Raw genomic sequence first — 22,300 nt, 5'->3', positions numbered from 1 at the left:
AACGGACCGCCCCTATGCCCCCTCGGGAAGTGATCCAGAGACTTCAGGTCATCGACAGCTGTGCCTTCACTTTGGCGATGCTGCGGTCGAAATCCTTGATCTTCCTGGCGCGCTCGACCTTGTCAGACTTGCATTTTACCGCCTCGGCGCGACCCTTCTCCAAGCCGACCAACGCCTGTTTGAGCACAGCGGCCTGGTCGATCTTGACTTCAAATCCGCCACAACCTGCAACCACGGCCCAGGCCTGTCCGGCCAGACCATTTTCGCCGCCCATCGCGATCTGGCGATTCATCGCCACGCAATCGGGGCCCTTGATCTTGTTGCTGGTGGTGCGGGATACGGCGTTGCGGCTGCTATAGGATATCGACGACACGCGCGCTGTTGTCTGGCTTCCCTGACGTGCTTCCTGTTTGGCTTCCCATGCTTCCTGCCGGGCTTCGCGGGCCTCTTCCAAAGCTTCAAGCTGCGCTTCACGCGCTTCTTCCAGCGCTTCGCGGCGGACTTCCTCGGCTTCGCGCAAGGCTTCACGCACTTCCCGCTCAGCCTCCCGCAAGCCCTGTTCCATCTCTTTTCTGGCGAGAGCCAGTTCCCGTTCGACCTCGCGCATGGTCGATCCCATATGCTCGCGGTCGGTCTTGCTTTCGCGCAACGCCTTGTCCGCCGCGAGCCGCGATTTTTCGGCTTCCGCGACCATTTTGCGAACTTCCTTGTCGCTCAGCCGCTGGTCGGTCCGCAGGATTACCGTCCGGCCATTATGCTTCACCTTGTGAACATAATCGTTCGACAGGTCAGCGTCTTTGCGTCCGTTGAGCATCGTGATATTGACCGGATCATCATCGATTGCAGCAGCAGAAGGTGCCGATGGCTCTTCCGGAGCAAGTGGCGCTACCGGTGCAGCCGGGGCTAAAGGGGGTGTCGGTGCAAGCGGCACCGCGACATCGGCCGGATCGACCGCTTCGGCATAGGTGATCGTCGCGGTGAGCGGCAGGCTGATGACGGTTCCGGCGGCGACCAGACCGGCCCCCAGTCGACGGCGCAGCGTGGACTTCTCGGTTTGACCCAGCATTTTCAGTCTGCCCTTGATCTTGTCCTTCTGGTTCAACGGACTGGCAAGGCCGAGCCGGTGACCGCTGGCCGATTTGGCGATCGTCCGGCCGTAAACAGCACGGACGTCACGACCGCTCTGCTCCAGTACGCGCGCGTCGCAAGCCGTTTCCTGATCCTGCCGGAATGAAATCCAGGCAAACCACGCAACCGGATTGAACCAATGCAGGGACAATATCGTCAGCCCGACAAAATTGGCAGCCAGATCACCCGATTCATGATGGGCAATCTCGTGCTCCAGCGCCAGTTCGCGCTCGCGCGGCGCATAGTCGCGGAAGAAATGGGTCGGAACCGCAATATATTTTTCGAACACGCCAAAAGCCAAGGGGCCGCCAACGGCTGCGGTTTCGAGGATATTGATATTGCCATGGCGACCGATCAATCGTCCGTCGGCGACGATATCTTCGCGAAATTGCAGATAGGAGGCAAGCTTGCTGATGAACAGCAGACCAGCGCCACCAAGCCACAGGATCGTCGCGATCATCATCCAGTCGAGCGAGGCGAGTGCGCTGAAGGTGGTTGCCTGCGCCGGCGCTGCCGCGACCAGATCCGATCCGATCGCTGCCGGCATGAATGTGGCTGCGGGCTCGACTTCTGCGGGTGCCTCGAGAGTCAGCGTCGGCATGAACAGCCGCGCGAGCGGTAACAGCCACAGCAAATAGGCAATGCGCGCCCCAAAAAAATGGCCGACCGGTTTGCGGATCATCAGGACCAGCAGCATCAGCAGGGTCATCGAGAACATGGTATCCCAAATCCATTGGTTCAATTCGCCGCTCATTTTTTCAACTCCCTCAAAAGCTCCTCGATTTCGCGGATGTCATCGGCGCTCAGTTCATCGGCCTCGGCCAGATGGGCAACCAATGGCATGACTTTTCCCCCGAAAAGTCGGTCCACGAAATTCCGTGACACGCCGGTGAGATAATCATCCCGTTCCACCAGCGGAGAATATAGAAAGCGACGACCGTCGCGCTCGGTGCCGACCACCGCCTTTGCCGCCAGCCGGGACAATAATGTCTTTACCGTCTGAAGCGACCAGTCTTTCTGCTGAACCACCTGATCCGCCACTTCCGTCGCGGTCAGGGGCGCGCGTTTCCAGAGAACTTCCATGACCGCATGTTCTGCATCGCTAATGCGTTCGGTCATGATGTTTTTCCCTCCACGGATATCGTCAGTGACTACATCTGTAGTTTCATTGTCTACAAATGTAAACCGTCAAATCGATTTGCGATGTCGTTGGTGGACTGGGGGCGATTGTTTGTCGAAAAGCCGTCCGGTGTCGAAATCCCTTACAGTCCGGAGAATATTAACAGCGCTTAAACCATCCAAACCATTGAAATATAGTGGATTCAAGAAACTGGCACGCGCAATGCAACGTATCCTGTGTCTCTGACTTTTCACACAGACCCTCCTTTCAGGAGGTAGAAATGAGGGGGACGGCGTACTGGTCTCCGCGGTCCCCTCTCATTCCAGTTTCTACAAACCCTACCCAGAATCAAAACGGCTCGATCCTCCTAGATCGAGCCGTTTTTCTTTGTCTTGGTCTGTTGTGCGGAATAAACCGCCGAGGCTCAGGCCTCGGCTGGTGCGACCTTTTTCTCGGCCATCAATTCGCCCAGTTCGCCCGCTTCATACATTTCCATCATGATATCGCTGCCGCCGACAAATTCGCCTTTGACATATAGCTGCGGAATCGTCGGCCAATCGGAATATTCCTTGATGCCCTGGCGCACTTCCGGGTCCTGCAGCACGTCAAACGACTCGAACGCGACTCCGAGATGTTCCAGAATGGCTATGGCGCGGCTGGAAAAACCGCATTGCGGGAACAGCGGCGTGCCCTTCATGAACAGCACCACGTCGTTGCTTTTGACCACGGTTTCGATTTTTGCGTTAACGTCGCTCATAATTATTCTCCTAGTCGGGAACGGCCGTGGTGAGTTGCAGCGCGTGCAATTCACCACCCATTTTGCCCTTTAACGCAGCGTAAACTGCCTGATGCTGTTTGACCCGGTTCATCCCCGCAAAAGAGGCAGACGTGACCTTGGCGGCATAATGATCGCCATCACCGGCAAGGTCGGTAATTTCTACCACCGCGTCCGGGAAATCGGCCAATATCATCGCCTCGATATCTGCGCTTGCCATGGGCATCGGCCTAGCTGGCCTCTTCGATAAACTGACGCCGCGCTTCAACCATTTTTTCGGTCAGGGCGGTACGGATTGCCGAATCATCGATTTCGACGCCAGCGGAAGTCAGATCGCCGAGAAGCTTGCGAATGACGTCTTCATCACCCGCTTCTTCAAAATCAGCCGCAACGACCTCTTTCGCATAAGCGGCGGTTTCTTCCGCTGTCAGCGCCATTTTTTCGGCAGCCCACTGGCCCAGCAGACGATTGCGCCGCGCGGTAACCCTGAATTCCATTTCTTCATCACGCGCGAATTTCGTTTCAAACGCACGTTCACGATCATTAAAGTCTGTCATGGTTTTCCCTTGATCAATATGGTCATAAAAATAGGCATTACCGAGGCTTCCTGCAAGTGCGCGCGGGTAATCAGTCAGCGATCTTGACGACCAGTTTACCGATAGCGCCACGATCAGCCATCTTCTGAATGGCTTGACCGGCGTTTTCGAATGAAAATGTCTCCGACACACGCGGCTGGATCAGGCCCTGGTTCCAGAGCTTGAACAGCCGGTCGATATGCGCCCGGTTGCCCTTTGGATCGCGCGCCGCATAAGCGCCCCAGAACACGCCGCAGACATCGCAGGATTTCAGCAAGGTCAGATTGAGCGGCAATTTGGCAATGCCGGCCGGGAAACCGACCACCAGAAAGCGGCCTTCCCAGGCGATCGAACGGACGGCCGGTTCGCTATAGTCGCCGCCGACTGCATCATAGATGACATCCGCTCCGCCCGGACCGACAGCTGCCTTGAACTGGGCCGCCAGCGCCTTGGACTGGTCCTTGTCAAACGGTGCGCGCTCGTAAACCACGGTTTCATCAGCGCCTGCGGCTTTCGCAAAGGCAGCCTTTTCTTCGGATGATACGGCGGCAACAACGCGGGCGCCAAAGGCTTTGCCCAATTCGACAGCCGCGATACCGACGCCGCCCGAGGCACCGAGTACCAGCAGGGTTTCGCCTTCCTTGATATGGCCGCGATCGACGAGAGCGTGGATCGACGTGCCATAAGTCAGGATCAGCGCCGACGCATCTTCAAAACTGACGCTGTCGGGAATCTTGAACACGCCATTCTGGTCGACGGCGACCTTTTCGACCAGACCGCCATGGCCGGTTGTCGAAGCGACGCGGTCACCGACCTTGAGATCGGTAACGCCGTCGCCGACAGCGCTAACGACGCCGGACACTTCACCGCCCGGAGCGAAAGGCCGTGGTGGCTTGAACTGGTACATATCCTGAATGATCAGGACATCGGGATAGTTGATCGAGCAGGCTTTGACGTCGATAACGACTTGCCCCTTGCCCGCAACCGGATCGGCGACGTCCAGCATCTCCAGCGTGTCGGGTCCGCCTACTTTGGTTGACATCAAGGCCTTCATCTCATTTCCCCTCTGGAATATTATTGGATATTATGCTGCCACCGGCGTGAGCCAGGGTTTTGCAGAATCGCTGTTTTTCTCGTGCCGCTCTATGGCATCTGATTTCGCCATTGTCAGGTCTATTTCATCCAGCCCCTCGACCAGACACTGATGCCGGAACGGGTCCATCTCGAATGTAAAGCGGTCCTGAAACGGTGTGGTCACGCTCATGCTTTCCATGTCGATGGTGATCGGATCGGTCCTGGCGACCTCCATCAACCGGTCGATGGCTGCCTGCGGCACCGCAATCGCGAGCAGTCCGTTCTTGAAGGCATTGCCCGAGAAAATATCGGAGAAGCTTGGCGCGATGACCGCCGTGATACCGAGGTCGGCCAGCGCCCAGGCGGCATGCTCCCGGCTCGAACCACAGCCGAAATTATCGCCGGCGATCAAAATATTGGCGCCGGCATATTCGGGATCGTCGAATATATTGCCTTCCTCGGCGCGGATCGCTTCGAAAGCGCCCTCGCCCAGGCCTTCCCGCGATATGGTCTTCAGCCATTTGGCGGGGATGATGACGTCGGTATCGACATTTTTCTGACCGAAGGGGATGGCGCGACCTTCAACGCGAGTGACGGGTTTCATCTCTATTCTTCTTCGCCGTAATCGTCGCCGTCGTCATAATCCGGCTCGTTCTCATATTTCGGCAGCGGCTTGTCCTTGACCGGCTTGAAGTCATCATGTTTTTTCATCTGATGGCGTCCGGCATACATCAGAGCGGCCGCAATCGCGGCCGAGCCGATGGCGGCGCCGACCTTGGCACCCGTTGACCATTTCCCGGACCCGCCTGTTGCGGGAGCCGGCTTTTCAGACGATTTGTCATTCTTGTTGTCGTCGCTCATTTCAACCTCTTATCTTGTCAATTCACGTACGTCGGTGAGCCTGCCCGTCACCGCTGCAGCAGCAGCCATTGCGGGTGACATCAAATGTGTTCTAGCACCCGGCCCCTGCCGTCCAACAAAATTGCGATTGGAAGTGGATGCGCAACGTTCGCCTGCGGGGACCTTGTCCGGGTTCATGCCGAGACAGGCGGAACAGCCCGGCTCGCGCCATTCAAACCCGGCATCGGTAAATATCCGGTCGAGTCCTTCGGCCTCGGCCTGCGCCTTGACCAGACCCGAGCCAGGCACCACGATAGCCCATTTGACATTGTCGGCCTTCTTGCGCCCTTTCAGGATCGAAGCCGCAGCCCGCAGATCCTCGATCCGGCTGTTGGTGCAACTGCCGATGAAGATGTTTTCCACCGCGACATCGTGCAACGCCTGCCCCGCTTCCAGTCCCATATAGTCCAGCGACTTGCGCGCCGCATCCTGTTTGGAGGGATCGGCAAAGCTTTCCGGCGAAGGTACGGTTCCGCTTACCGGCACGACATCTTCCGGGCTGGTGCCCCAGGTCACGGTCGGGGCAACGTCAGCTGCGTTGATGGTCACGCTCTTGTCAAACACCGCGCCATCATCGGTTGGCAGCGTCTTCCAATAAGCCACCGCCGCGTCCCAGTCCGCGCCCTTGGGGGCCATCGGACGGCCCTCGAGATAGGCAAAAGTCTTGTCGTCCGGTGCGATCAGGCCGGCGCGTGCGCCCGCTTCGATCGACATGTTGGACACCGTCAGACGGCCCTCGATCGACATTTGCTCGAACACTTCACCACGATATTCGATGACATGGCCGGTGCCGCCAGCGGTACCGATCACCCCGATGATGTGGAGAATCAGGTCTTTCGGGCTGATGCCGGGGCCGAGCAGGCCATCCACACGAATTTCCATCGCTTTGGAGCGGGTGAGTTGCAGCGTTTGCGTCGCCAGCACATGCTCGACTTCGCTGGTGCCGATACCGAAGGCCAGAGCACCCAAAGCGCCGTGGGCTGCCGTATGGCTGTCACCACAGACCAGGGTCGTACCCGGCAGGGTAAAGCCCTGCTCCGGTCCGATAACATGGACAATGCCCTGATTGATGTCGCTGGCGCCGATATATTTGATGCCGAAAGCCGGCGCATTGGCTTCCAATGCTTCCAGCTGGGCCGCGCTCTGCGGATCGGCGATCGGGATATTGTTGCCCTTCGCATCGAGACGCGGGGTTGTCGGCAGATTGTGATCGGGTACCGCGAGCGTCAGATCCGGACGCCGCACCTTGCGGCCAGCGTTGCGCAGCCCCTCGAAAGCCTGCGGGCTGGTCACTTCATGGACCAGATGCCGGTCGATATAGATCAGCGCCGTGCCGTCGTCGCGCTGGTCGACAACATGGGCATCCCAGATTTTCTCGTACAGAGTCTTCGGTTGTTTCATAGCTTCCTGACAATCAATATGGGGTTTCGTTTAGCCGGATCAATCACTGGCGCAAGCTAGAATTGCCTTCAAATGCCAATCGAAAGCGCCTATCTTCGCCCTATGAGCATTTTTGCGATCCTGGCCACTATCCTTGCTTCCGTCATTGCGATGGAATGTGTTGCCTGGGCGAGCCACAAATATATCATGCACGGTTTCGGCTGGGGCTGGCACCGCGACCATCACGAACCGCATGACAAAAAGCTCGAGAAAAACGACCTTTACGGCATCGCCGGCGCGGTGATGAGCATCTCGATGTTCGCCATCGGCAGCCCCCTGATCATGGGTGCCAGCGCATGGGAGCCGGGCACATGGATCGGCCTCGGCATATTATTCTACGGCATCATCTACACGCTGATACACGATGGCCTGGTGCACCAGCGCTATTTCAAATATGTGCCAAAGCGCGGCTATGCCAAGCGGCTGGTGCAAGCCCACAAGCTGCATCATGCGACCGTCGGCAAGCAAGGCGGGGTCAGCTTCGGCTTCGTCTTCGCCCGCGATCCGGCGAAGCTGAAAGCGGAATTGAAGGTGCAGCGGGAGGCCGGGGTTGCGGTCGTGCGGGATGCGGTTGGCTAGGCTGCTTTCCGTCCCGCCGATGCCCAGATCGCCAAACCTATGCCGGCAAAAATAATCATCCCGCCGGTAATCATCCGCATGGTCAGGACTTCCCCGAGCAGAAGCACGCCACCAAGTCCTGCGATGGCCGGCACCGATAATTGCGATACCGCCGCTGTGGCGATCGAGATGCGCGCGAGCACGTGATACCAGAGGACGTAGCCCAGCGCCGAAGTGAAAGCACCGGAGATGACGGCCAGCAGCACCCCATGCCAGGTAATCGTGGATGTGACGGCAAACGGAACCAGCAACAGCGCCAACAGGCCGGCGCCGACAAAATATCTTGCGGTGGCCAATGGAAAATCAGCCACGCCTTTGCCCGCCCAGGTATAGAACCCCCAGGCAATTCCGGCGAAAGCCATCAACAACCCGCTCCACAGGGGAGGAGCTGTCGCACCGGGCGCGATCAGAACGACGAGTCCAGTCAGGGCGATCGCGGCACCCGCCAGCTGGCCCCTTGTCGGAATGATAGACCGGGTCAGACCGATCAGCTGGATGCTGATCTGACCCGCAGGAAACAGGATCAGCGCCCCCACCCCGGCATCGAGACTGATATAGGCAGCGGAAAAAGCACCCGCATAAGCGAACAGCGACATCGCGCCGACGCAGTCGCCCCGGCGCGGCAAGACTGCCTTGCCGTGCCGAACACCCAGAAACAGACCGAGGATCAGCGCGCCGGACAGCAGCCGGATGATCGTGAAGCTCGCCCAGTCAATCTGTCCGCCGACCAGAGCGGCGCGGTTGAGCAGCGAATTGCTGGCAAAGGCCGCCAGCACGACAAACAGCAATCCGGTCGATCGCCAGCCGCCGTGCCCGGACTCCATTGGGTTCAGCTGGGCCTGGTCATCAAGACCGGCCCGCCAAGCTCCACCGTCTTCTGATAGCCGGGCCGGGCGACCAGTGCGTCAAAATAGCGTTTGCAATTGGGACGGCTTTCCAGCTGGCCCAGCGCCGAACGGCCTTCGAGCATATAGTGGAGATTGATATCGGCACCGGTGAACTTGTCGGCGACGATGAAATCCTTGCCCTCCAGTTCGGCTTCCAGATGATCCATCAGCTTCTCGACTTCGGCATTGAGAAAACCGTTCATCACGTCCGGCAGCCCGCCGAGCATCGGTGCAATGCCGGTGATGATGAAGCTCATCCCCATCGTGCCCTCGGCAAAGTGCAGCCATTCGAGATATTTCGCCCGCTCCGGATGATCCGGCGCCACGCCGAGCGCGCCATCGCTATGCTTTTCGACCAGATATTCGATAATCGCGCCGGATTCGACCATGACATGGCCATCGACTTCGACCGTCGGCGCCTTGGCCAGCCGGTGCGCGTCCGCCAGTTCGGGCGGCGACCGCCGGGTCTTGGGATCACGTTGATAGCTGATCATCTCATATTCGATGCCGCCTTCCTCGCAGAGCCAGATAATGCGGGACGAGCGGGAATATCCGAGATGGTGCAGCTTGATCATATGGGGCTCCTTGAAAACTTTGGCGCTGATGTGCGGCAAAGGCGGGACGCGGTCAACCGAACATTATGCTCCGCACTTGATGCGGCGTTCTGTGACCAAATTAGTATCTTCAGCCTCCATGGCTCCGCATCAGGTGCGGAGCACAGCAACGCTTCACAATCAGTGCCCCTGCCAGCGCACGGGCACACACACCCCGGGGCGAACCGCTAGTGCCCGACGACGCCCAGACTCTCGAACGGCTTGTCATTCTCGCTATATTTCTCGACCAAGGTCGCGCTGGCCTGGTTCATGCCGATCAGCTCAACCGTCTTGCCCTCGTTTTTCAGCCGGTCAACAATCTTGTCGAGCATGCCGGTCGCGCTGATGTCCCAGAAATGGGCGTCGTGGACATCGATGATGACCTTGTCGATGCCTTCCTCGTTAAACTCCATCGCTTCGTACAGCATGTCGACCGAGCCGAAGAAAATCTGGCCGCCGAACACATAGCGATGGGTGGTAACCTCGACGAAATCCTGGATCGTGACCAGTTGCCGCACTTTCCAGGCAAAGAAGATGCCGGACAGCAGCACGCCGGTCAGGACGCCGATCGACAGATCATGCGTCGCCACGACCATGATCACGGTAGCGATCATCACGAAATTGGACGGCCAGGGATGGTGGGTAATTTCAGTGAAGCTCTTCCAGCGGAAAGTGCTGATCGAGACAAAGATCATCACCGCGACCAGCGCCGGCATCGGAATTTGCGCGACCCACTGGCCAAGCCCGACGATCAGCATCAGCAGCATGGCACCGGCGACAAAGGTCGACAGCCGCCGCCGGCCGCCGGACTTGATGTTGATCACCGACTGTCCGATCATCGCGCAGCCGCCCATGCCGCCGATCCAGCCGGTCACAAAATTGGCAATGCCCTGGCCATAGGTTTCGCGCTTCTTGTCGCTGCGGGTCTCGGTCATGTCGTCGACAATCGAGGCCGTCAGCAGCGATTCGAGCAGGCCGACCGCCGCCATCGCCAGCGCATAAGGCGCGATGATCTGCAGCGTTTCCCAGGTGATCGGCACCTGCGGGATATGCAGCCATGGCAGGCTGTCGGGCAGTTCGCCCATGTCGCCAACGGTGAACACATCGGCGCGGAAATACATGCTGACCCCGGCCAGCACGACGATCGCCGCCAGCGGCGACGGCACCAGGGTGGTGATCTTGGGTAGGCCATAGATGATCGCCAGTCCTGCCGCGATCATCGCATAGGTCTGCCAGGTAAAGGCCTCGCCGGTCATCTGCGGTATCTGCGCCATGAAGATCAGAATCGCCAGCGCGTTGACAAAGCCGGTTATCACCGAACGCGAGACAAAGCGCATCAGCAGGTCGAGCCGAAGCAGCGCCGCAATCGCCTGGAAAATCCCCATCAATATGGTCGCTGCGAACAAATATTCGACGCCATGGTCGCGCACCAGCGGCACCACCAGCACCGCCACCGCGGCGGTGGCCGCGCTGATCATCCCCGGCCGCCCGCCGACCAGCGATATGATCACCGCAATCGAGAAGCTGGCATAAAGCCCGACCCGCGGATCAACCCCGGCGATGATCGCGAAGCCGATGGCTTCCGGGATCAGCGCCAGCGCGACCACCAGGCCGGCCAGAAATTCGGTTTTCGGATTGGACAACCAGTCGCGCTGAAAATCGCTGTGAATCGCCATGGGCTGTCCTTCGTCAAGATCTGGGATATGCTGCGATGCAACATCGGAATGTTGCGCCTTTGCCGGAAGGGCGGGATTCAGTCAAGTTCAGAGACCTTGCTTGGCAACCAAACTGTGCCGCGCACGCGATGTGCAGCCCTGCCGCCGCAACGCCATCTCCAGCCTCCAGCGCTCCGCATCAAGTGCGGAGCACACAGTCGGTGGCGACCATTCTCCGTTCGTGGTGAGCCTGTCGAACCACGCCTGGCGACGAGAGGCTATTCTCCGGCCCTAACCCGCCCGATAATCCGCCGTCACCGTCGCCACCGCGGCAATTTCCTCCTCATGACCGATCTCGCGCTGCGTTTCGGCCAGCGCCTGCCCTTCCCATTGCTGCATCGCCGGATGAGCGATGACATGATCTACCCACGCGCGTCCTTTGGCCCCGATATCAAGATCGAAACTGCGCACCCGATAAGCGACCGGCGCATAATAGGCGTCGACAATCGTGAACCGCTCCCCCGCCAGCCACGGCCCGCCGAAATCATCCAGCCCCTGCGCGAACAGCTCGCCGATCCGCTCAATATTGCGCTGCAAGGCGGGCGCGATTTCGTGCAATTCGGCCCGCACACCGACATTCATCGGACAGATATTGCGCAACGGCGCGAAGCCACCGTGCATTTCCGCCGTGGCACAGCGCGCCCATGTCCGCGCCGCTTCCTCTTCCGGCCAGCAGCCCGGATGCCGCTCCGCCAGATATTCCATGATCGCCAGCGAATCCCAGATCGTCCGGTCTCCGTCCTTCAGACAGGGCACCTGACCATTGGGCGCAAATTCCCGGAACCGCTCGTAATTATCCTCCTCGAAATAGATGATCTGGTCGGCAAACGGGATATCCAGCGCCTTCATCAATATCCAGGGCCGCAGCGACCAGCTGGAATAATTGCGGTTGGCAGTGATCAGCGTGTATGTCATATTTCTGTTTTTTTCGGCCGTTAACGAGTGGCTACATTCGAACCGGATGACAATAACACCGAATTCAGGAAAATTGCACGATGACTTTATCCAGAAGAGATTTCATCCGCTCCGCTCAGGCCGTGGGCCTGTTCTACGCTTCCGTGTCGATCGCAGGATGCGCCCGCGCGCACAGCGCCAATCGCTCGTTCGCCCTGATTCCCGACCCCGCCAGGCGGCTCGATCTGCCCGAAGGCTTTTCCTATACAATGGTCAGCGAGGCCGGCGGGATGATGTCCGACGGCTTTTACCGTCCCGGCCGCCCCGACGGCATGGCCTGCTTCGCCCATCCCGATGATAGCGACAAATGCATATTGATGCGCAATCACGAAAATTGGAACAGCGTCCCGACCGGTAGTCCGTTCGGCAAGGGCAACGAACTGCTCGACCGGGTTTCCGAAAGCCAGCTCTACGACCGCAAGAAAGACGGCTCGCCCTTTTTCGGCGGCGTGAGCAAGGTGGTCTACGATCTGAAACATAAACGCATGGAGCGGGATTTCCTCGTGCTGACCGGCACCGCCGCCAATTGCGCCGGCGGACCGACCCCCTGGGGAAGCTGGCTCAGTTGTGAAGAGGAAATGCTCACCCCCGCAGAAGGCCCGGGCAAATATCACGGCTTCGTCTTCGAGACCCCGTCAGATGCCACCGGCCTGATTGACGCGATCCCGCTGAAAGCCATGGGCCGCTTCACGCATGAGGCCGCGTCGGTCGATCCGAAAACCGGCATCGTGTACATGACCGAAGACGCCCGCCACGGCCTGTTCTACCGGTTCATCCCGAACGTACCGGGCAAGTTGCAGGAAGGCGGCCGCCTGCAGGCGCTCGCGCTCAAGGGCAGGAAATCAGCCATCACCTCCAACTGGCCGAAAGACTGGGGCGGCAACGGGCCCGAAACATTTGTCGTCGGACAGGACCATGTCGCTGAATGGATTGACCTCAACGATGTCGAAGCCCCCGAAGGCGATCTCGCCCATCGCGGCCATGCCGCCGGCGCAGCCCGGTTCATGCGCGGCGAAGGACTGGATTACGCCGTGCGCATGGATGGCGAAACCGGCGATTTCTATTTCACCTGCACCGAAGGTGGCGCGGAGCGTGTCGGCCAGATCTGGCGCTACACGCCGGACGAAGGCGCAGAAGCGGGCGGCACGTTGCAGCTGTTCTTTGAATCGACCAGCGCCGATTCCCTCGACATGTGCGACAATCTGGTGGTCGCGCCGTGGAATGACATCATCCTCTGCGAAGACGGGCGCGGCGACCAATATCTCCGCGGTCTGACACCGGACGGCAAAATCTACGACATCGCCCGCAACGCGCACAAGGACCAGAGCGAATTCTGCGGCGCCTGCTTCTCGCCCGACGGCACGACGATGTTCGTCAATATCCAGCAGCCCGGATATACGGTTGCGATTACCGGGCCGTGGGAGACGTTGCGGGCCTGATATTTTCTTCTGTCAGCAAGGCACGCCGGCCGGTTCTTTCGGCGACACATAGGCAGGGTCATGGTGGAACGGCAGTTCCCTGCCCTGTTCCCCGCCCTGTTCCAATGCCGAAAGTATCGCCGCAAAATCGGTTTTGCAGCGAAAGCCGAGCAGGCGCTCCGCCTTGCCGGGATCATAGACACGCTCGATGATATCGGGAAGCACCCAGCCGCGCTTGCGGTAAATTCCTTCGGCCTGCGGATATTTCCCCGCAATGACCGCGCGCGCGTCACCTGCCAATTTGGTGCACTCCGCGCGCTCGAACGGAGGCGGTGCTGACAGGATGAATGTCTCGCAGCCGAGACCAGCGATATTCTCAAGCGCGGCAATATGCGCGTCGGCGGCATCCTCGACGGTCAGCCGCCGGTTCAGAAATTCATTCGCCTTGAGATTGGGACCGGAAGGTTTCTCCAGCGTGTCGTCATCCTCCGGGAAAAACCGTCCCGTTCGCAAAATCGCGACATCCATGCCGTGCAGCTTGCTGTACAAACGGCAGAGATGTTCTGCCGACAGCTTGGTCACGCCGTAAATATTGCGCGGCTTCAGCGGCCCGAAGTCTTCGTCCAGCCAGAACGCCTCCGCGGCACCACCGGATTTCCCGGCGCGCACCTGGTCGCTGATCATCAGCGAGGTGGTCGAGGTAAAGACAAAGCGTTCATGACCGGCCCGCGTCGCAGCCTCCAGCAGGTTCAATGTCCCCGCCACATTGACATCGACAAACGCCTGCGCCGGATAACGCACAATATCCGGCTTGTGCAGCGCACCGGCATGGATCACAGCTTCGATCCCCTGTTCCCGGAAAACGCGATCAACAAGGTGGGCATCAGCAACCGTTCCGACAATATCGGTCTGGGTTGCCGGCGCGACATCCAGCCCGATCACCGCGTGCCCATGCGCCTGCAATTTCGGGGCGAGAAACCGCCCGAGCCAACCCGAAGAACCGGTCAGCAGAATGCGCATCAGCCCGCCCCGATCAATTCCCGCCCGATCAGCATCCGGCGGATCTCATTGGTGCCAGCGCCGATATCGAGCAGCTTGCTGTCCCGCCAGTAACGCTCCACCGGCCAGTCCGTGGTGTAACCCGCACCGCCCAGCGCCTGGATCGACTCTTCCGCGACCCGCACGCTGTTCTCGCTCGCCAACATCACCGCGCCCGCCGCATCGAAGCGGGTGGTCTGCCCGGCATCGCAGGATTTGTTGACATTATAGACATAGCTGCGGGCGCTGTTCAGGCGGACATACATGTCGGCGATCTTGCCCTGCATCAGCTGAAACGTGCCGATCGGCTTGCCGAACTGCTTGCGCTCGCGAACATAGGGAATGACCGTGTCGAGACAGGCCTGCATCAGCCCGAGCGGGATCGCGGCCAGCACCGCGCGCTCGTAATCGAGGCCGGACATCAATACGCCGACGCCGCCGTTGAGCGGTCCCATGACATTTTCCTCCGGCACTTCGCAATCGTCGAATACCAGCTCCGCCGTCGGACTGCCCTTCATCCCCACCTTCTCGATCTTCTGGCCGATGGAGAAACCCTTCATGCCCTTTTCGATCAGGAAGGCAGTGATCCCGCCCGAACCCGCGTCGGGCCGGGTCTTGGCATAGACCACCAATGTGTCGGCATCGGTGCTGTTGGTGATCCAGAATTTGGTGCCGTTGAGCACATAACCGCCCTGCACCGCTTCGGCCTTGAGCTTCATTGATACGACATCTGAGCCGGCCCCGGCTTCCGACATCGCCAGCGCTCCGACATGCTCGCCCGAGATCAGCTTGGGCAGATATTTGGCCTTCTGCTCCGGACTGGCCCAGCGGCGGATCTGGTTGACGCACAGGTTGCTGTGCGCGCCATAGCTGAGGCCGAGCGCCGCGCTGCCGCGACTGACTTCCTCGACCGCGATCGCATGTTCCAGATAGCCGAGCCCAAGCCCGCCGTCTTCCTCGTCCACCGTGATTCCATGCAGCCCAAGATCACCCATTTGCGTCCACAGCTCGCGCGGGAACCAGTCTTCGCGGTCCATTTTCTGGGCCAGCGGCATGATCTTCTCTTCGGCAAAGCGGCGGGTGGTGTCGCGGATCTGGTCGGCCATTTCGCCGAGCTGAAAGTCAAATTGTGGAGTGGCAATCATCGTTCGTTCCTCAATAAATCTGCCCCGCTTTAGCAGATTGCAAAGCCGTTTCCAGTGCTTGCGCGCAACGTGGTCCAGTGCCATAGCGCGGCCATGCTCTACAATCTCGCAAAGCCCTTCATTTTCGCGCTCGAAGCCGAACGCGCGCACGGTCTCACCATCGCCGGCCTGAAGACCGTGCCAATGGGCCCTGCCCCCAAATCGGACCCGGTTCTCGCAACCTGTGTCGCCGGTCTCGACTTCGTCAACCCGATCGGCATGGCCCCCGGTTTCGACAAGAATGGCGAAGTGCCCGATGCGCTGATCCGCATGGGTTTCGGTTTTGCCGAGGTCGGCACGCTGACCCCGCTGCCACAGGCGGGCAATCCGAAGCCGCGCATATTCCGGCTGGTCGAGGACAAGGCGGTGATCAACCGGCTCGGCTTCAACAATCGCGGCCAGCAGGAAGCCCTGCCCCGCCTGAAAAAGATGCGCGGACGGATGGGCAAGGGTGTGCTCGGCATCAATATCGGCGCCAACAAGGACAGCGACGACCGGATCGCCGACTATGTCACCGGCGCGAAGAACATGGCCCCGCTGGCCGACTATCTGACCGTCAATATCAGCTCTCCCAACACGCCGGGCCTGCGCGCGCTGCAGGACAAGGGTGCGCTGGCCGAACTGCTCGCCGCGGTGATGGACGCGATGGGCAAATCGAAAACCCCGGTCTTCCTGAAAGTCGCCCCCGATCTCGAACCCGCTGATATCGACGATATTGTCGATGTCGCCATGGGCCAGAAGATCGCCGCGCTGATCATTTCCAACACCACCATCACCCGGCCCGACCTGAAGTCCGCCAACCGCACCGAAACCGGAGGCCTCTCCGGCGCGCCGCTGAAGGATCTGGCGCTGCAACGGCTGAAGGATTTTCGCAAGGCCAGTGGCGGCGAAATCCCGCTGATCGGCGTTGGCGGAATCGCGACGGCAGAAGACGCTTACGAACGCATCCGCGCCGGTGCGTCATTGGTCCAGCTCTACACCGCGATGATCTACGAAGGCCCGGCCATCGCCGCCGCGATGAACTGTCAGTTGGCCAAATTGGTCAAAAAGGACGGCTTTGCCAATATCGCCGAGGCTGTCGGAACGGCATAAAGCCTGTTGTTACGCTATTCTCCGGTTCCCACCAGCACCACGCCCTCGCGGCGCGGATCGTAGCCGCCATCGACCCTGCCATCGCGGATGATCACGGCATGCACGCCGCTATCCTCACCCTGCCCCGGCTTCAGATCGACACCGCGGGCTGCGAGCCCGTCGGCAACTCCCGGAGCGAACTTATCCAGTTCCCCGCCAAATCTGGAGCCTCGCGCCACCAGATTGGGCAGCGCCAGCGCCTCCTGCATCGACAGGTCCCAGTCGATCGCGCCAACCAGCGATTTCGCCACATAGGCAAGGATGCTGTTGCCGCCGGCTGATCCGATCGCCCCCGCAAACTTGCCGTCGCTGTCGAGCAATATGGTCGGCGTCATCGAAGAGCGCGGCCGCTTGCCCGGTGCCACCGCATTGGCGGCAGGACGACCGTTGTCGTCAACCGGGCTGAAAGAGAAATCGGTAAGCTGGTTGTTGAGGAAGAAACCGTCGACCATCCGGCCGCTGCCGAAGATCGATTCCACCGTCGTCGTGATCGACACCACATTGCCCTGCGCATCGCGGACGATGAAATGGGATGTCCCGGCGGGTTCTAATGTCTTATCCGCTGCCGCCAGCACCGCTCCGCGCGGGGTCCCCGCTTCCGGTGGAGAAGAAGCGGCACTTTCGCCGATCAAGGCCGCCCGCGAGGCGACATAGGCCGGTTCCAGCAGGCCCTGTACCGGAATCGACGCAAAAGCGGGGTCACCGATATATTGATCGCGGTCAGCATACATCAGCCGGCTCGCCTCGGCGAACAGGAACCAGGCCTGCGCGTCTTCCGGGCCGCGCGTGGCGATATCGGTTTTTTCCAGCATCGCCAGCAGTTGCAAAAGCGCCACGCCGCTCGACGGCGGCGGCGGCACGCAGACCAGATAGACGCGATAGGGGTTGCACAGCGCCTCGCGCTTGACCGGCTTGTAGCCTGCCAGATCGGCCATCGTCATCCGGCCTTCCAGCGGCGCGGCGCGGGTCTTGGCGACAATTTTCGCCGCCGTCGAGCCGCCATAAAGCGCCCCGGGACCATTGGCCGCCAGACGCCTCACGAAGTCTGCATATTCGGGATTTTTCAGCCGGTCACCGGTGGTCTTCCGCTCGCCATCGGCATCGGCAAAATAGGCCGTCGCGTCGGGCGTGCCCAGCTGCGGAAAGGCAATGCCGAGAAAACGGCCGAGACGCGGGCTGATGACAAATCCCTCTTCCGCCGTCCGCTCTGCCGCCGAAAACAGGCTGCTCCAGTCGAGCGCGCCATGTTCTGCGTGGACCATCGCCAGCATCGCCACCGCACCCGGCACGCCGGTCGCGCGCCCGCTGGTGACCGCTTCTCGATAGCCGAGCGGCTTGCCGTCCGGCCCGAGAAACATCGACGGACTGGCCTGCGCCGGCGCGGTTTCCCGGCCGTCATAAATGGTCAGCTTGCCCGACGCGCCGTCGAGATAGGTAAGGAACGCGCCGCCGCCGAGTCCGGAACTTTGCGGCTCGACCAGCGACAGCATCGCCTGCACCGCAATCGCCGCATCGATCGCGCTGCCGCCGCGTTTCAGGACATCCTGCCCGGCCTTGGCGGCCAGCGGATTGGCGGCGATCACGAAGGGCTCTGTCTCCTGAACCGCAGCCCGCGGCGTCGCAGCGGCTTCCGGTGGCGGCGCAGCGGCCGGTCCGGTCGCCATATTGGAGGTGCAGGAAGTGGTGAGTAGCGCTGCCACGGCAGCGACGAGACGGATCATTTTCATATGGCGGGCAGCTATAGACCAGGTCGAAAGGCGATGTCCATTCGCACGAGCGCCGGATAGCTTGTCCGCCCCCACGTCGCCGGATATCACCAAAATAATTGCCCGCCCGTTCGAACCGCGCTAGTCCGTTGCAGATAATCCGAGCCCGGCACGACCGGAGCATGAGAGAGGAAAAGTTGCGTGGTCACGAAAAGAGCAGAAAACCGCTATCTGGAAATAGACCAATATCAGAATCTGGTATCCATGTTCTTCGACCGCGCCAGCCAGGGCGGCGACAAGCCGTTTCTCAGCGCCAAGATCGACGGCGCGTGGCAGCCGATCAGCTGGGCCGAAGCCGCCCGTCAGGTCGCCGCCTTCGCCAAATCGCTCAAACGCATCGGTCTGAAAAAGGGCGACCGCGTGATGCTGGTCTCCGAAAACCGCCCCGAATGGTGTATCGCCGATCTCGGCATCATGGCCGCCGGCTGCATCACCGTGCCGACCTACACCACCAACACCGCCTCCGATCACCAGCATATTCTCGACAATAGCGGCGCCCACGCGGTCATCGTGTCCAACGCCAAGCTGGCACAGAATCTTCTTCCCTCGGTGATCGGCTCCTCCGACGCCAATATCATCATCGGCATATCCGATCTGCGCATCGGCCAGTCCGGTGATTTCGATCTCTACAGCTGGGAAAAGCTGACCCGGGGCAGCGACGAGGATGTTGCCGAGGTGACCGAGGAGGTCTCCGTGATCACCCGCGATCAGACCGCCTGCATCATCTACACCAGCGGCACCGGCGGCAAGCCGCGCGGCGTCATGCAGCATCACGGCGCGATCCTGCACAATACCAAGGGCCCAGCCGAGGTCATCGAAACCGACTTCGGCTGGGACGAGGAAGTCTTTCTCTCTTTCCTGCCCTTGAGCCACGCCTATGAACATAGTGCCGGCCAGTTCTTCCCGATCGGTCTCGGCGCGCAGATTTTCTATTCCGAAGGCCTCGAAAAGCTCGCCTCCAATATCGAGGAAGTCCGGCCGACGATCATGGTCGTGGTCCCGCGCCTGTTCGAGGTGCTGCGCGCCCGCCTTATCAAGACGGTCGAGAAACAGGGCAAGATGCCCAATTATCTGCTCGGCAAGGCGCTCGCCATCGGCAGCCGCGAAGCCGAAGGCAAGGGCCGCAAGCGCGACAAGCTGATGGACCTGTTCCTCGACAAGACCCTGCGCCCCAAGGTGCAGCAGCGCTTCGGCGGCCGGATCAAGGCGATGGTCTCCGGCGGCGCGCCGCTCAATCCGGAAATCGGCACCTTCTTCCAGTCGCTCGGCCTGACCCTGCTGCAGGGCTATGGCCAGACCGAATCCGGTCCGATCATCGCCTGCAACCGCCCGCGCACCGGCCTGAAGATGGATACGGTCGGCCCGCCTATGGTCGATACCGAGGTCAAGATTGCCGAGGACGGCGAAATCCTCGTCCGCGGCGAGCTGGTCATGCACGGCTACTGGCGCAACCAGGAAGAGACCGACAAGGTGCTCAAGGACGGCTGGCTGCACACCGGCGATATCGGCCATATCGACGAGGCCGGACGGGTCGCGATCACCGACCGCAAGAAGGACCTGATCGTCAACGACAAGGGCGACAATATCGCCCCGCAAAAGGTCGAGGGCATGCTCACCATCCAGCCGCAAATCCTCCAGGCCATGATCGCCGGCGACAAGCGCCCCTATATGGTCGGCCTGATCGTCCCTGACCCGGAATGGGCCCTCGAATGGTCACGCGAGCAAGGCATGGCCTATGATTTCATCAAGCTGCAAGCCAACCCGGCCTTCAAATCCGCGGTCGGCGAAGCGGTCGACCGGGTCAACAAGAACCTCTCGGTCGTCGAAAAAGTCCGCCGCTTCGAATTCGCCGACGAACCGTTCGCGATCGAGAATGAGGAGCTGACCCCGAGCATGAAGATCCGGCGGCATGTGATCCGGGAGCGGTATCAGGAGCGGTTGGACGGGTTGTATAAGAAGTAGAGGGAGGCTCCAACGATCGGAAAGAAACAAAATGTCTGCCACAGTATAGCGAATGGCTGAAATTCGAATCAAAACGAAGGACCGTTAGAATTGATCAAGCCAAGCATCGCGACAGACGAGGAGATTCTTGGCGAACATCTGCCGTACGAGTTTTGGATGCTTCGACAGACATATGAAAAATTGCGGTCGCCTCCAGCCGATATGGTGCTACGCAACGCACTAATCGAGTCTTTCTGCATCCATGCGCGACTGCTGCTCGAATTCTTCGAAAACAAGCAAGGCAGGCACGCCAAAGATTATACTGGCGGAAGCTATCAGGCGACCCATTTAGCAAACCTCACAAGAGCTGAGAGGGACAAGCTTAATACTCAAATTGCGCACATGACAGGCCAACGCACAGTCGATTCATCCAAGAAGATAGGCCATGCTCTGAGGGTGAAATTAATCACCGCTTTGGAACGAGAAGCAATCGAATTCAAAAATCGGCTTTCCGCAGAGTTCACGGAAATGTTCAAATGGCCTCCTGCGGATGATTAGAAAGCTTACGGGATACACCAATCCCCTCTCCCTCAAGGGAGAGGGTTGTGCAGACTTGGCAGCTTGCTGGCTAGTCGGAGCTGGGTGAGGGTTTAGCGGACCTCGCGCATATCCGTTAGTCCTGAGCTTGTCGAAGGGCGCCCATCGACGAGAGGCGTGGTTCGACAGGCCCACCACTATCGGATAATCACCAGCGGAACACCCTCATCCAACTGCGCCTAGCCGCCTTCGCCGAGGCTTCGGATAAGGCTTCGTATCCTTCTCCCTCACGGGAGAAGGTGAACAACCCCTTCGCGGCTTCGTGTCTTCGTGCGAGTCCCATAAACGCACTATCCCGGCGACCCCCGCCGCCGGGGAACTTTTCCCACCTGCGACCGTTGCATAAACAAGTCCCCAAACCCCGCACGCGCTGCACAAGGATCAGTGACCATCTCCTTCCGCACCATCCTTCTCGTCATCCTCCTCGCGCTGCTGCTGCGCGGCTACGAGTGGATCAGCCACGACCACCGCATGCCCTGGACACCGCTGACGCTGGCCGATCCGGTCGGGCCGTTCACCACCCGCAAGATCGACGCGCTCGCCGACGACACGCCGCAGTGCCACGGCCTGCTCGAGGCCGCGTCGATAGGCTATTCCACCCTGCCCCCGGTCAGCGCCGGGCCGAATTGCGGCTATGCCAATGGCGTCACGCTGACCCGCGACCAGCCGCGATCCATCGCCTACAGCCCCGCCGCGAAGACAAGCTGCCCGATGGCGGCCAGTCTGGTGCTGTGGGAAAAGCAGATCGTCAAAGCCGCGGCCCGCGAGCATCTCGGCACCACGGTCGCGCAGATCATCACCTATGGCAGCTACAGCTGCCGCCGGATCGGCGGCGGGGAAAGCGGCAATTTCAGCGAACATGCCACCGCCAACGCAATCGACATCGCCGCCTTCCGCCTCGCCGACGGGCGCAGCGTCTCGGTCGCCGGCCACTGGAATGCGGATGATGAACGATCGCGCTTTCTCAAGGCGGTCCGCGACGGCGCCTGCGATATTTTCGCAACCACCCTGTCGCCGGATTATAACAAGGCGCACGCCGACCATCTGCATTTCGACCAGGCCCGGCGCGGCGGCTACCAATATTGCCGCTAGCAACCGGCAAGCATAGAGGAGAAGAAACCATGTTCGTTGCAGCCTATTGGTGGAAAGTCCATCCCGGCAAGGAAGAGCAGTTCCGCACCGCCTGGCGGCGCGGCACAGCGCTGATCCGCGAAAAATACGGCAGCCTCGGCTCCCGCCTCCACCGCGACAAGGAGGGCCGCTTCATCGGCGTCGCCGAATGGCCGGACGAGGCGACCTGGCAAAAGGCCTTTGACGCCAAAATGGCCTATGACGACCCGGACACCCGCGCCGCCTTTGTCGACGCGATCGCCGATACCGCCGACGAGCCGCTGCTGCTGATGGAGGTGACCGACGACCTGCTCGATCGCGACTAGCGCCCTTCCC

Annotated in this window: 23 protein-coding genes; 7 read left to right on the top strand and 16 right to left on the bottom strand. The window is 60.3% G+C overall.

Annotated features, from left to right (window positions below; all coding sequences use genetic code 11):
- Positions 1-43 precede the first annotated feature (43 nt).
- The 9 genes from HUO14_RS00600 to leuC form a co-directional block, all read right to left on the bottom strand.
- Entirely contained in the window at positions 44-1,882 is a 1,839-nt protein-coding gene (locus HUO14_RS00600; protein ID WP_176277964.1) for a M56 family metallopeptidase, read from the bottom strand.
- Positions 1,879-2,247, bottom strand: coding sequence for a BlaI/MecI/CopY family transcriptional regulator (locus HUO14_RS00595; protein WP_176277963.1), 369 nt, complete (start codon positions 2,245-2,247; stop codon positions 1,879-1,881). Before HUO14_RS00595 ends, HUO14_RS00600 begins: the two co-directional genes overlap by 4 nt.
- A gap of 425 nt (positions 2,248-2,672) precedes the next feature.
- Positions 2,673-3,005: a Grx4 family monothiol glutaredoxin gene (grxD, locus tag HUO14_RS00590; protein WP_176277962.1), complete on the bottom strand. Its 333-nt coding sequence runs from the start codon at positions 3,003-3,005 to the stop codon at positions 2,673-2,675.
- Between the two features lie 10 nt (positions 3,006-3,015).
- Positions 3,016-3,249 carry a BolA/IbaG family iron-sulfur metabolism protein gene (locus tag HUO14_RS00585; RefSeq protein WP_176277961.1) on the bottom strand — a complete coding sequence of 78 codons (234 nt, stop codon included), beginning with the start codon at positions 3,247-3,249 and terminating at the stop codon, positions 3,016-3,018.
- Between the two features lie 4 nt (positions 3,250-3,253).
- Entirely contained in the window at positions 3,254-3,580 is a 327-nt protein-coding gene (locus HUO14_RS00580; RefSeq protein ID WP_176278695.1) for a DUF1476 domain-containing protein, read from the bottom strand.
- 70 nt (positions 3,581-3,650) lie between these two features.
- Entirely contained in the window at positions 3,651-4,652 is a 1,002-nt protein-coding gene (locus HUO14_RS00575; protein ID WP_176277960.1) for an NADPH:quinone oxidoreductase family protein, read from the bottom strand.
- 30 nt (positions 4,653-4,682) lie between these two features.
- Positions 4,683-5,276, bottom strand: coding sequence for a 3-isopropylmalate dehydratase small subunit (gene leuD, locus HUO14_RS00570; protein WP_176277959.1), 594 nt, complete (start codon positions 5,274-5,276; stop codon positions 4,683-4,685).
- A gap of 2 nt (positions 5,277-5,278) precedes the next feature.
- Complete coding sequence (locus HUO14_RS00565) at positions 5,279-5,533, bottom strand: hypothetical protein (protein WP_176277859.1); 255 nt, start codon at positions 5,531-5,533, stop codon at positions 5,279-5,281.
- 9 nt (positions 5,534-5,542) lie between these two features.
- A complete protein-coding gene (gene leuC, locus HUO14_RS00560) occupies positions 5,543-6,973 on the bottom strand; it encodes a 3-isopropylmalate dehydratase large subunit (protein ID WP_176277958.1) in 1,431 nt (476 codons plus the stop codon).
- Positions 6,974-7,075: 102 nt separating this feature from the next.
- Between leuC and HUO14_RS00555 the strand changes: the two genes are divergently transcribed.
- Positions 7,076-7,591 (top strand): sterol desaturase family protein, encoded by a 516-nt coding sequence (locus HUO14_RS00555; RefSeq protein WP_176278694.1) that lies wholly within the window; start codon positions 7,076-7,078, stop codon positions 7,589-7,591.
- Here the strand turns inward: HUO14_RS00555 and HUO14_RS00550 are convergent.
- The 4 genes from HUO14_RS00550 to HUO14_RS00535 all read right to left on the bottom strand — a co-directional run bounded on the left by HUO14_RS00550 (position 7,588) and on the right by HUO14_RS00535 (position 11,740).
- Positions 7,588-8,454, bottom strand: a complete 867-nt coding sequence (locus HUO14_RS00550) for a DMT family transporter (RefSeq protein ID WP_176277957.1) — start codon at positions 8,452-8,454, stop codon at positions 7,588-7,590. The genes HUO14_RS00555 and HUO14_RS00550 overlap by 4 nt on opposite strands.
- 5 nt (positions 8,455-8,459) lie before the next feature.
- Positions 8,460-9,092, bottom strand: a complete 633-nt coding sequence (locus tag HUO14_RS00545) for a glutathione S-transferase family protein (RefSeq protein ID WP_176277956.1) — start codon at positions 9,090-9,092, stop codon at positions 8,460-8,462.
- A 206-nt stretch (positions 9,093-9,298) separates the two neighbouring features.
- Positions 9,299-10,786 (bottom strand): SulP family inorganic anion transporter, encoded by a 1,488-nt coding sequence (locus HUO14_RS00540; RefSeq protein ID WP_176277955.1) that lies wholly within the window; start codon positions 10,784-10,786, stop codon positions 9,299-9,301.
- A 270-nt stretch (positions 10,787-11,056) separates the two neighbouring features.
- On the bottom strand, positions 11,057-11,740 hold the full coding sequence (locus HUO14_RS00535) for a glutathione S-transferase family protein (RefSeq protein ID WP_176277954.1): 684 nt from the start codon (positions 11,738-11,740) through the stop codon (positions 11,057-11,059).
- Positions 11,741-11,820: 80 nt separating this feature from the next.
- On the opposite strand from HUO14_RS00535, the gene HUO14_RS00530 reads away from it, so the two are divergent.
- Positions 11,821-13,218: an alkaline phosphatase PhoX gene (locus HUO14_RS00530; protein ID WP_176277953.1), complete on the top strand. Its 1,398-nt coding sequence runs from the start codon at positions 11,821-11,823 to the stop codon at positions 13,216-13,218.
- A 12-nt stretch (positions 13,219-13,230) separates the two neighbouring features.
- Here the strand turns inward: HUO14_RS00530 and HUO14_RS00525 are convergent, their stop codons facing one another.
- Together HUO14_RS00525 and HUO14_RS00520 are read right to left on the bottom strand one after the other, a co-directional pair.
- Positions 13,231-14,217 (bottom strand): NAD-dependent epimerase/dehydratase family protein, encoded by a 987-nt coding sequence (locus tag HUO14_RS00525; protein ID WP_176277952.1) that lies wholly within the window; start codon positions 14,215-14,217, stop codon positions 13,231-13,233.
- Positions 14,217-15,380 carry an isovaleryl-CoA dehydrogenase gene (locus tag HUO14_RS00520; protein WP_176277951.1) on the bottom strand — a complete coding sequence of 388 codons (1,164 nt, stop codon included), beginning with the start codon at positions 15,378-15,380 and terminating at the stop codon, positions 14,217-14,219. Before HUO14_RS00520 ends, HUO14_RS00525 begins: the two co-directional genes overlap by 1 nt.
- Before the next feature lie 93 nt (positions 15,381-15,473).
- Here HUO14_RS00520 and HUO14_RS00515 point away from each other — a divergent pair, with 93 nt between their 5' ends.
- On the top strand, positions 15,474-16,511 hold the full coding sequence (locus HUO14_RS00515) for a quinone-dependent dihydroorotate dehydrogenase (RefSeq protein WP_176278693.1): 1,038 nt from the start codon (positions 15,474-15,476) through the stop codon (positions 16,509-16,511).
- Between the two features lie 14 nt (positions 16,512-16,525).
- Here the strand turns inward: HUO14_RS00515 and HUO14_RS00510 are convergent, their stop codons facing one another.
- Positions 16,526-18,277 (bottom strand): gamma-glutamyltransferase family protein, encoded by a 1,752-nt coding sequence (locus HUO14_RS00510; protein WP_176277950.1) that lies wholly within the window; start codon positions 18,275-18,277, stop codon positions 16,526-16,528.
- 243 nt (positions 18,278-18,520) lie between these two features.
- Here HUO14_RS00510 and HUO14_RS00505 point away from each other — a divergent pair, with 243 nt between their 5' ends.
- From HUO14_RS00505 to HUO14_RS00490, 4 genes are all read left to right on the top strand, one after another.
- Positions 18,521-20,278 carry an AMP-dependent synthetase/ligase gene (locus HUO14_RS00505; RefSeq protein WP_176278692.1) on the top strand — a complete coding sequence of 586 codons (1,758 nt, stop codon included), beginning with the start codon at positions 18,521-18,523 and terminating at the stop codon, positions 20,276-20,278.
- Positions 20,279-20,368: 90 nt separating this feature from the next.
- Positions 20,369-20,815 carry a hypothetical protein gene (locus HUO14_RS00500; RefSeq protein WP_176277949.1) on the top strand — a complete coding sequence of 149 codons (447 nt, stop codon included), beginning with the start codon at positions 20,369-20,371 and terminating at the stop codon, positions 20,813-20,815.
- A 423-nt stretch (positions 20,816-21,238) separates the two neighbouring features.
- On the top strand, positions 21,239-21,946 hold the full coding sequence (locus tag HUO14_RS00495) for an extensin-like domain-containing protein (protein ID WP_343046032.1): 708 nt from the start codon (positions 21,239-21,241) through the stop codon (positions 21,944-21,946).
- A gap of 29 nt (positions 21,947-21,975) precedes the next feature.
- On the top strand, positions 21,976-22,290 hold the full coding sequence (locus HUO14_RS00490; protein ID WP_176277948.1) for an antibiotic biosynthesis monooxygenase family protein: 315 nt from the start codon (positions 21,976-21,978) through the stop codon (positions 22,288-22,290).
- Positions 22,291-22,300 lie beyond the last annotated feature (10 nt).

The sequence above is a fragment of the Parasphingorhabdus flavimaris genome (assembly GCF_013371215.1).
In the GTDB taxonomy this organism is placed as follows: domain Bacteria; phylum Pseudomonadota; class Alphaproteobacteria; order Sphingomonadales; family Sphingomonadaceae; genus Parasphingorhabdus; species Parasphingorhabdus flavimaris.
Note: the sequence above shows the minus strand (reverse complement) of the source record. Positions and strands in the feature narration are given on the sequence as shown.

Bases quoted from the DNA above. Each gene is read 5' to 3' on its own strand.
- HUO14_RS00600 (WP_176277964.1), bottom strand. From the start codon at position 1,882: ATGAGCGGCGAATTGAACCAATGGATTTGGGATACCATGTTCTCGATG.
- HUO14_RS00595 (WP_176277963.1), bottom strand. From the start codon at position 2,247: ATGACCGAACGCATTAGCGATGCAGAACATGCGGTCATGGAAGTTCTC.
- grxD (WP_176277962.1), bottom strand. From the start codon at position 3,005: ATGAGCGACGTTAACGCAAAAATCGAAACCGTGGTCAAAAGCAACGAC.
- HUO14_RS00585 (WP_176277961.1), bottom strand. From the start codon at position 3,249: ATGCCCATGGCAAGCGCAGATATCGAGGCGATGATATTGGCCGATTTC.
- HUO14_RS00580 (WP_176278695.1), bottom strand. From the start codon at position 3,580: ATGACAGACTTTAATGATCGTGAACGTGCGTTTGAAACGAAATTCGCG.
- HUO14_RS00575 (WP_176277960.1), bottom strand. From the start codon at position 4,652: ATGAAGGCCTTGATGTCAACCAAAGTAGGCGGACCCGACACGCTGGAG.
- leuD (WP_176277959.1), bottom strand. From the start codon at position 5,276: ATGAAACCCGTCACTCGCGTTGAAGGTCGCGCCATCCCCTTCGGTCAG.
- HUO14_RS00565 (WP_176277859.1), bottom strand. From the start codon at position 5,533: ATGAGCGACGACAACAAGAATGACAAATCGTCTGAAAAGCCGGCTCCC.
- leuC (WP_176277958.1), bottom strand. From the start codon at position 6,973: ATGAAACAACCGAAGACTCTGTACGAGAAAATCTGGGATGCCCATGTT.
- HUO14_RS00555 (WP_176278694.1), top strand. From the start codon at position 7,076: ATGAGCATTTTTGCGATCCTGGCCACTATCCTTGCTTCCGTCATTGCG.
- HUO14_RS00550 (WP_176277957.1), bottom strand. From the start codon at position 8,454: ATGGAGTCCGGGCACGGCGGCTGGCGATCGACCGGATTGCTGTTTGTC.
- HUO14_RS00545 (WP_176277956.1), bottom strand. From the start codon at position 9,092: ATGATCAAGCTGCACCATCTCGGATATTCCCGCTCGTCCCGCATTATC.
- HUO14_RS00540 (WP_176277955.1), bottom strand. From the start codon at position 10,786: ATGGCGATTCACAGCGATTTTCAGCGCGACTGGTTGTCCAATCCGAAA.
- HUO14_RS00535 (WP_176277954.1), bottom strand. From the start codon at position 11,740: ATGACATACACGCTGATCACTGCCAACCGCAATTATTCCAGCTGGTCG.
- HUO14_RS00530 (WP_176277953.1), top strand. From the start codon at position 11,821: ATGACTTTATCCAGAAGAGATTTCATCCGCTCCGCTCAGGCCGTGGGC.
- HUO14_RS00525 (WP_176277952.1), bottom strand. From the start codon at position 14,217: ATGCGCATTCTGCTGACCGGTTCTTCGGGTTGGCTCGGGCGGTTTCTC.
- HUO14_RS00520 (WP_176277951.1), bottom strand. From the start codon at position 15,380: ATGATTGCCACTCCACAATTTGACTTTCAGCTCGGCGAAATGGCCGAC.
- HUO14_RS00515 (WP_176278693.1), top strand. From the start codon at position 15,474: ATGCTCTACAATCTCGCAAAGCCCTTCATTTTCGCGCTCGAAGCCGAA.
- HUO14_RS00510 (WP_176277950.1), bottom strand. From the start codon at position 18,277: ATGAAAATGATCCGTCTCGTCGCTGCCGTGGCAGCGCTACTCACCACT.
- HUO14_RS00505 (WP_176278692.1), top strand. From the start codon at position 18,521: ATGTTCTTCGACCGCGCCAGCCAGGGCGGCGACAAGCCGTTTCTCAGC.
- HUO14_RS00490 (WP_176277948.1), top strand. From the start codon at position 21,976: ATGTTCGTTGCAGCCTATTGGTGGAAAGTCCATCCCGGCAAGGAAGAG.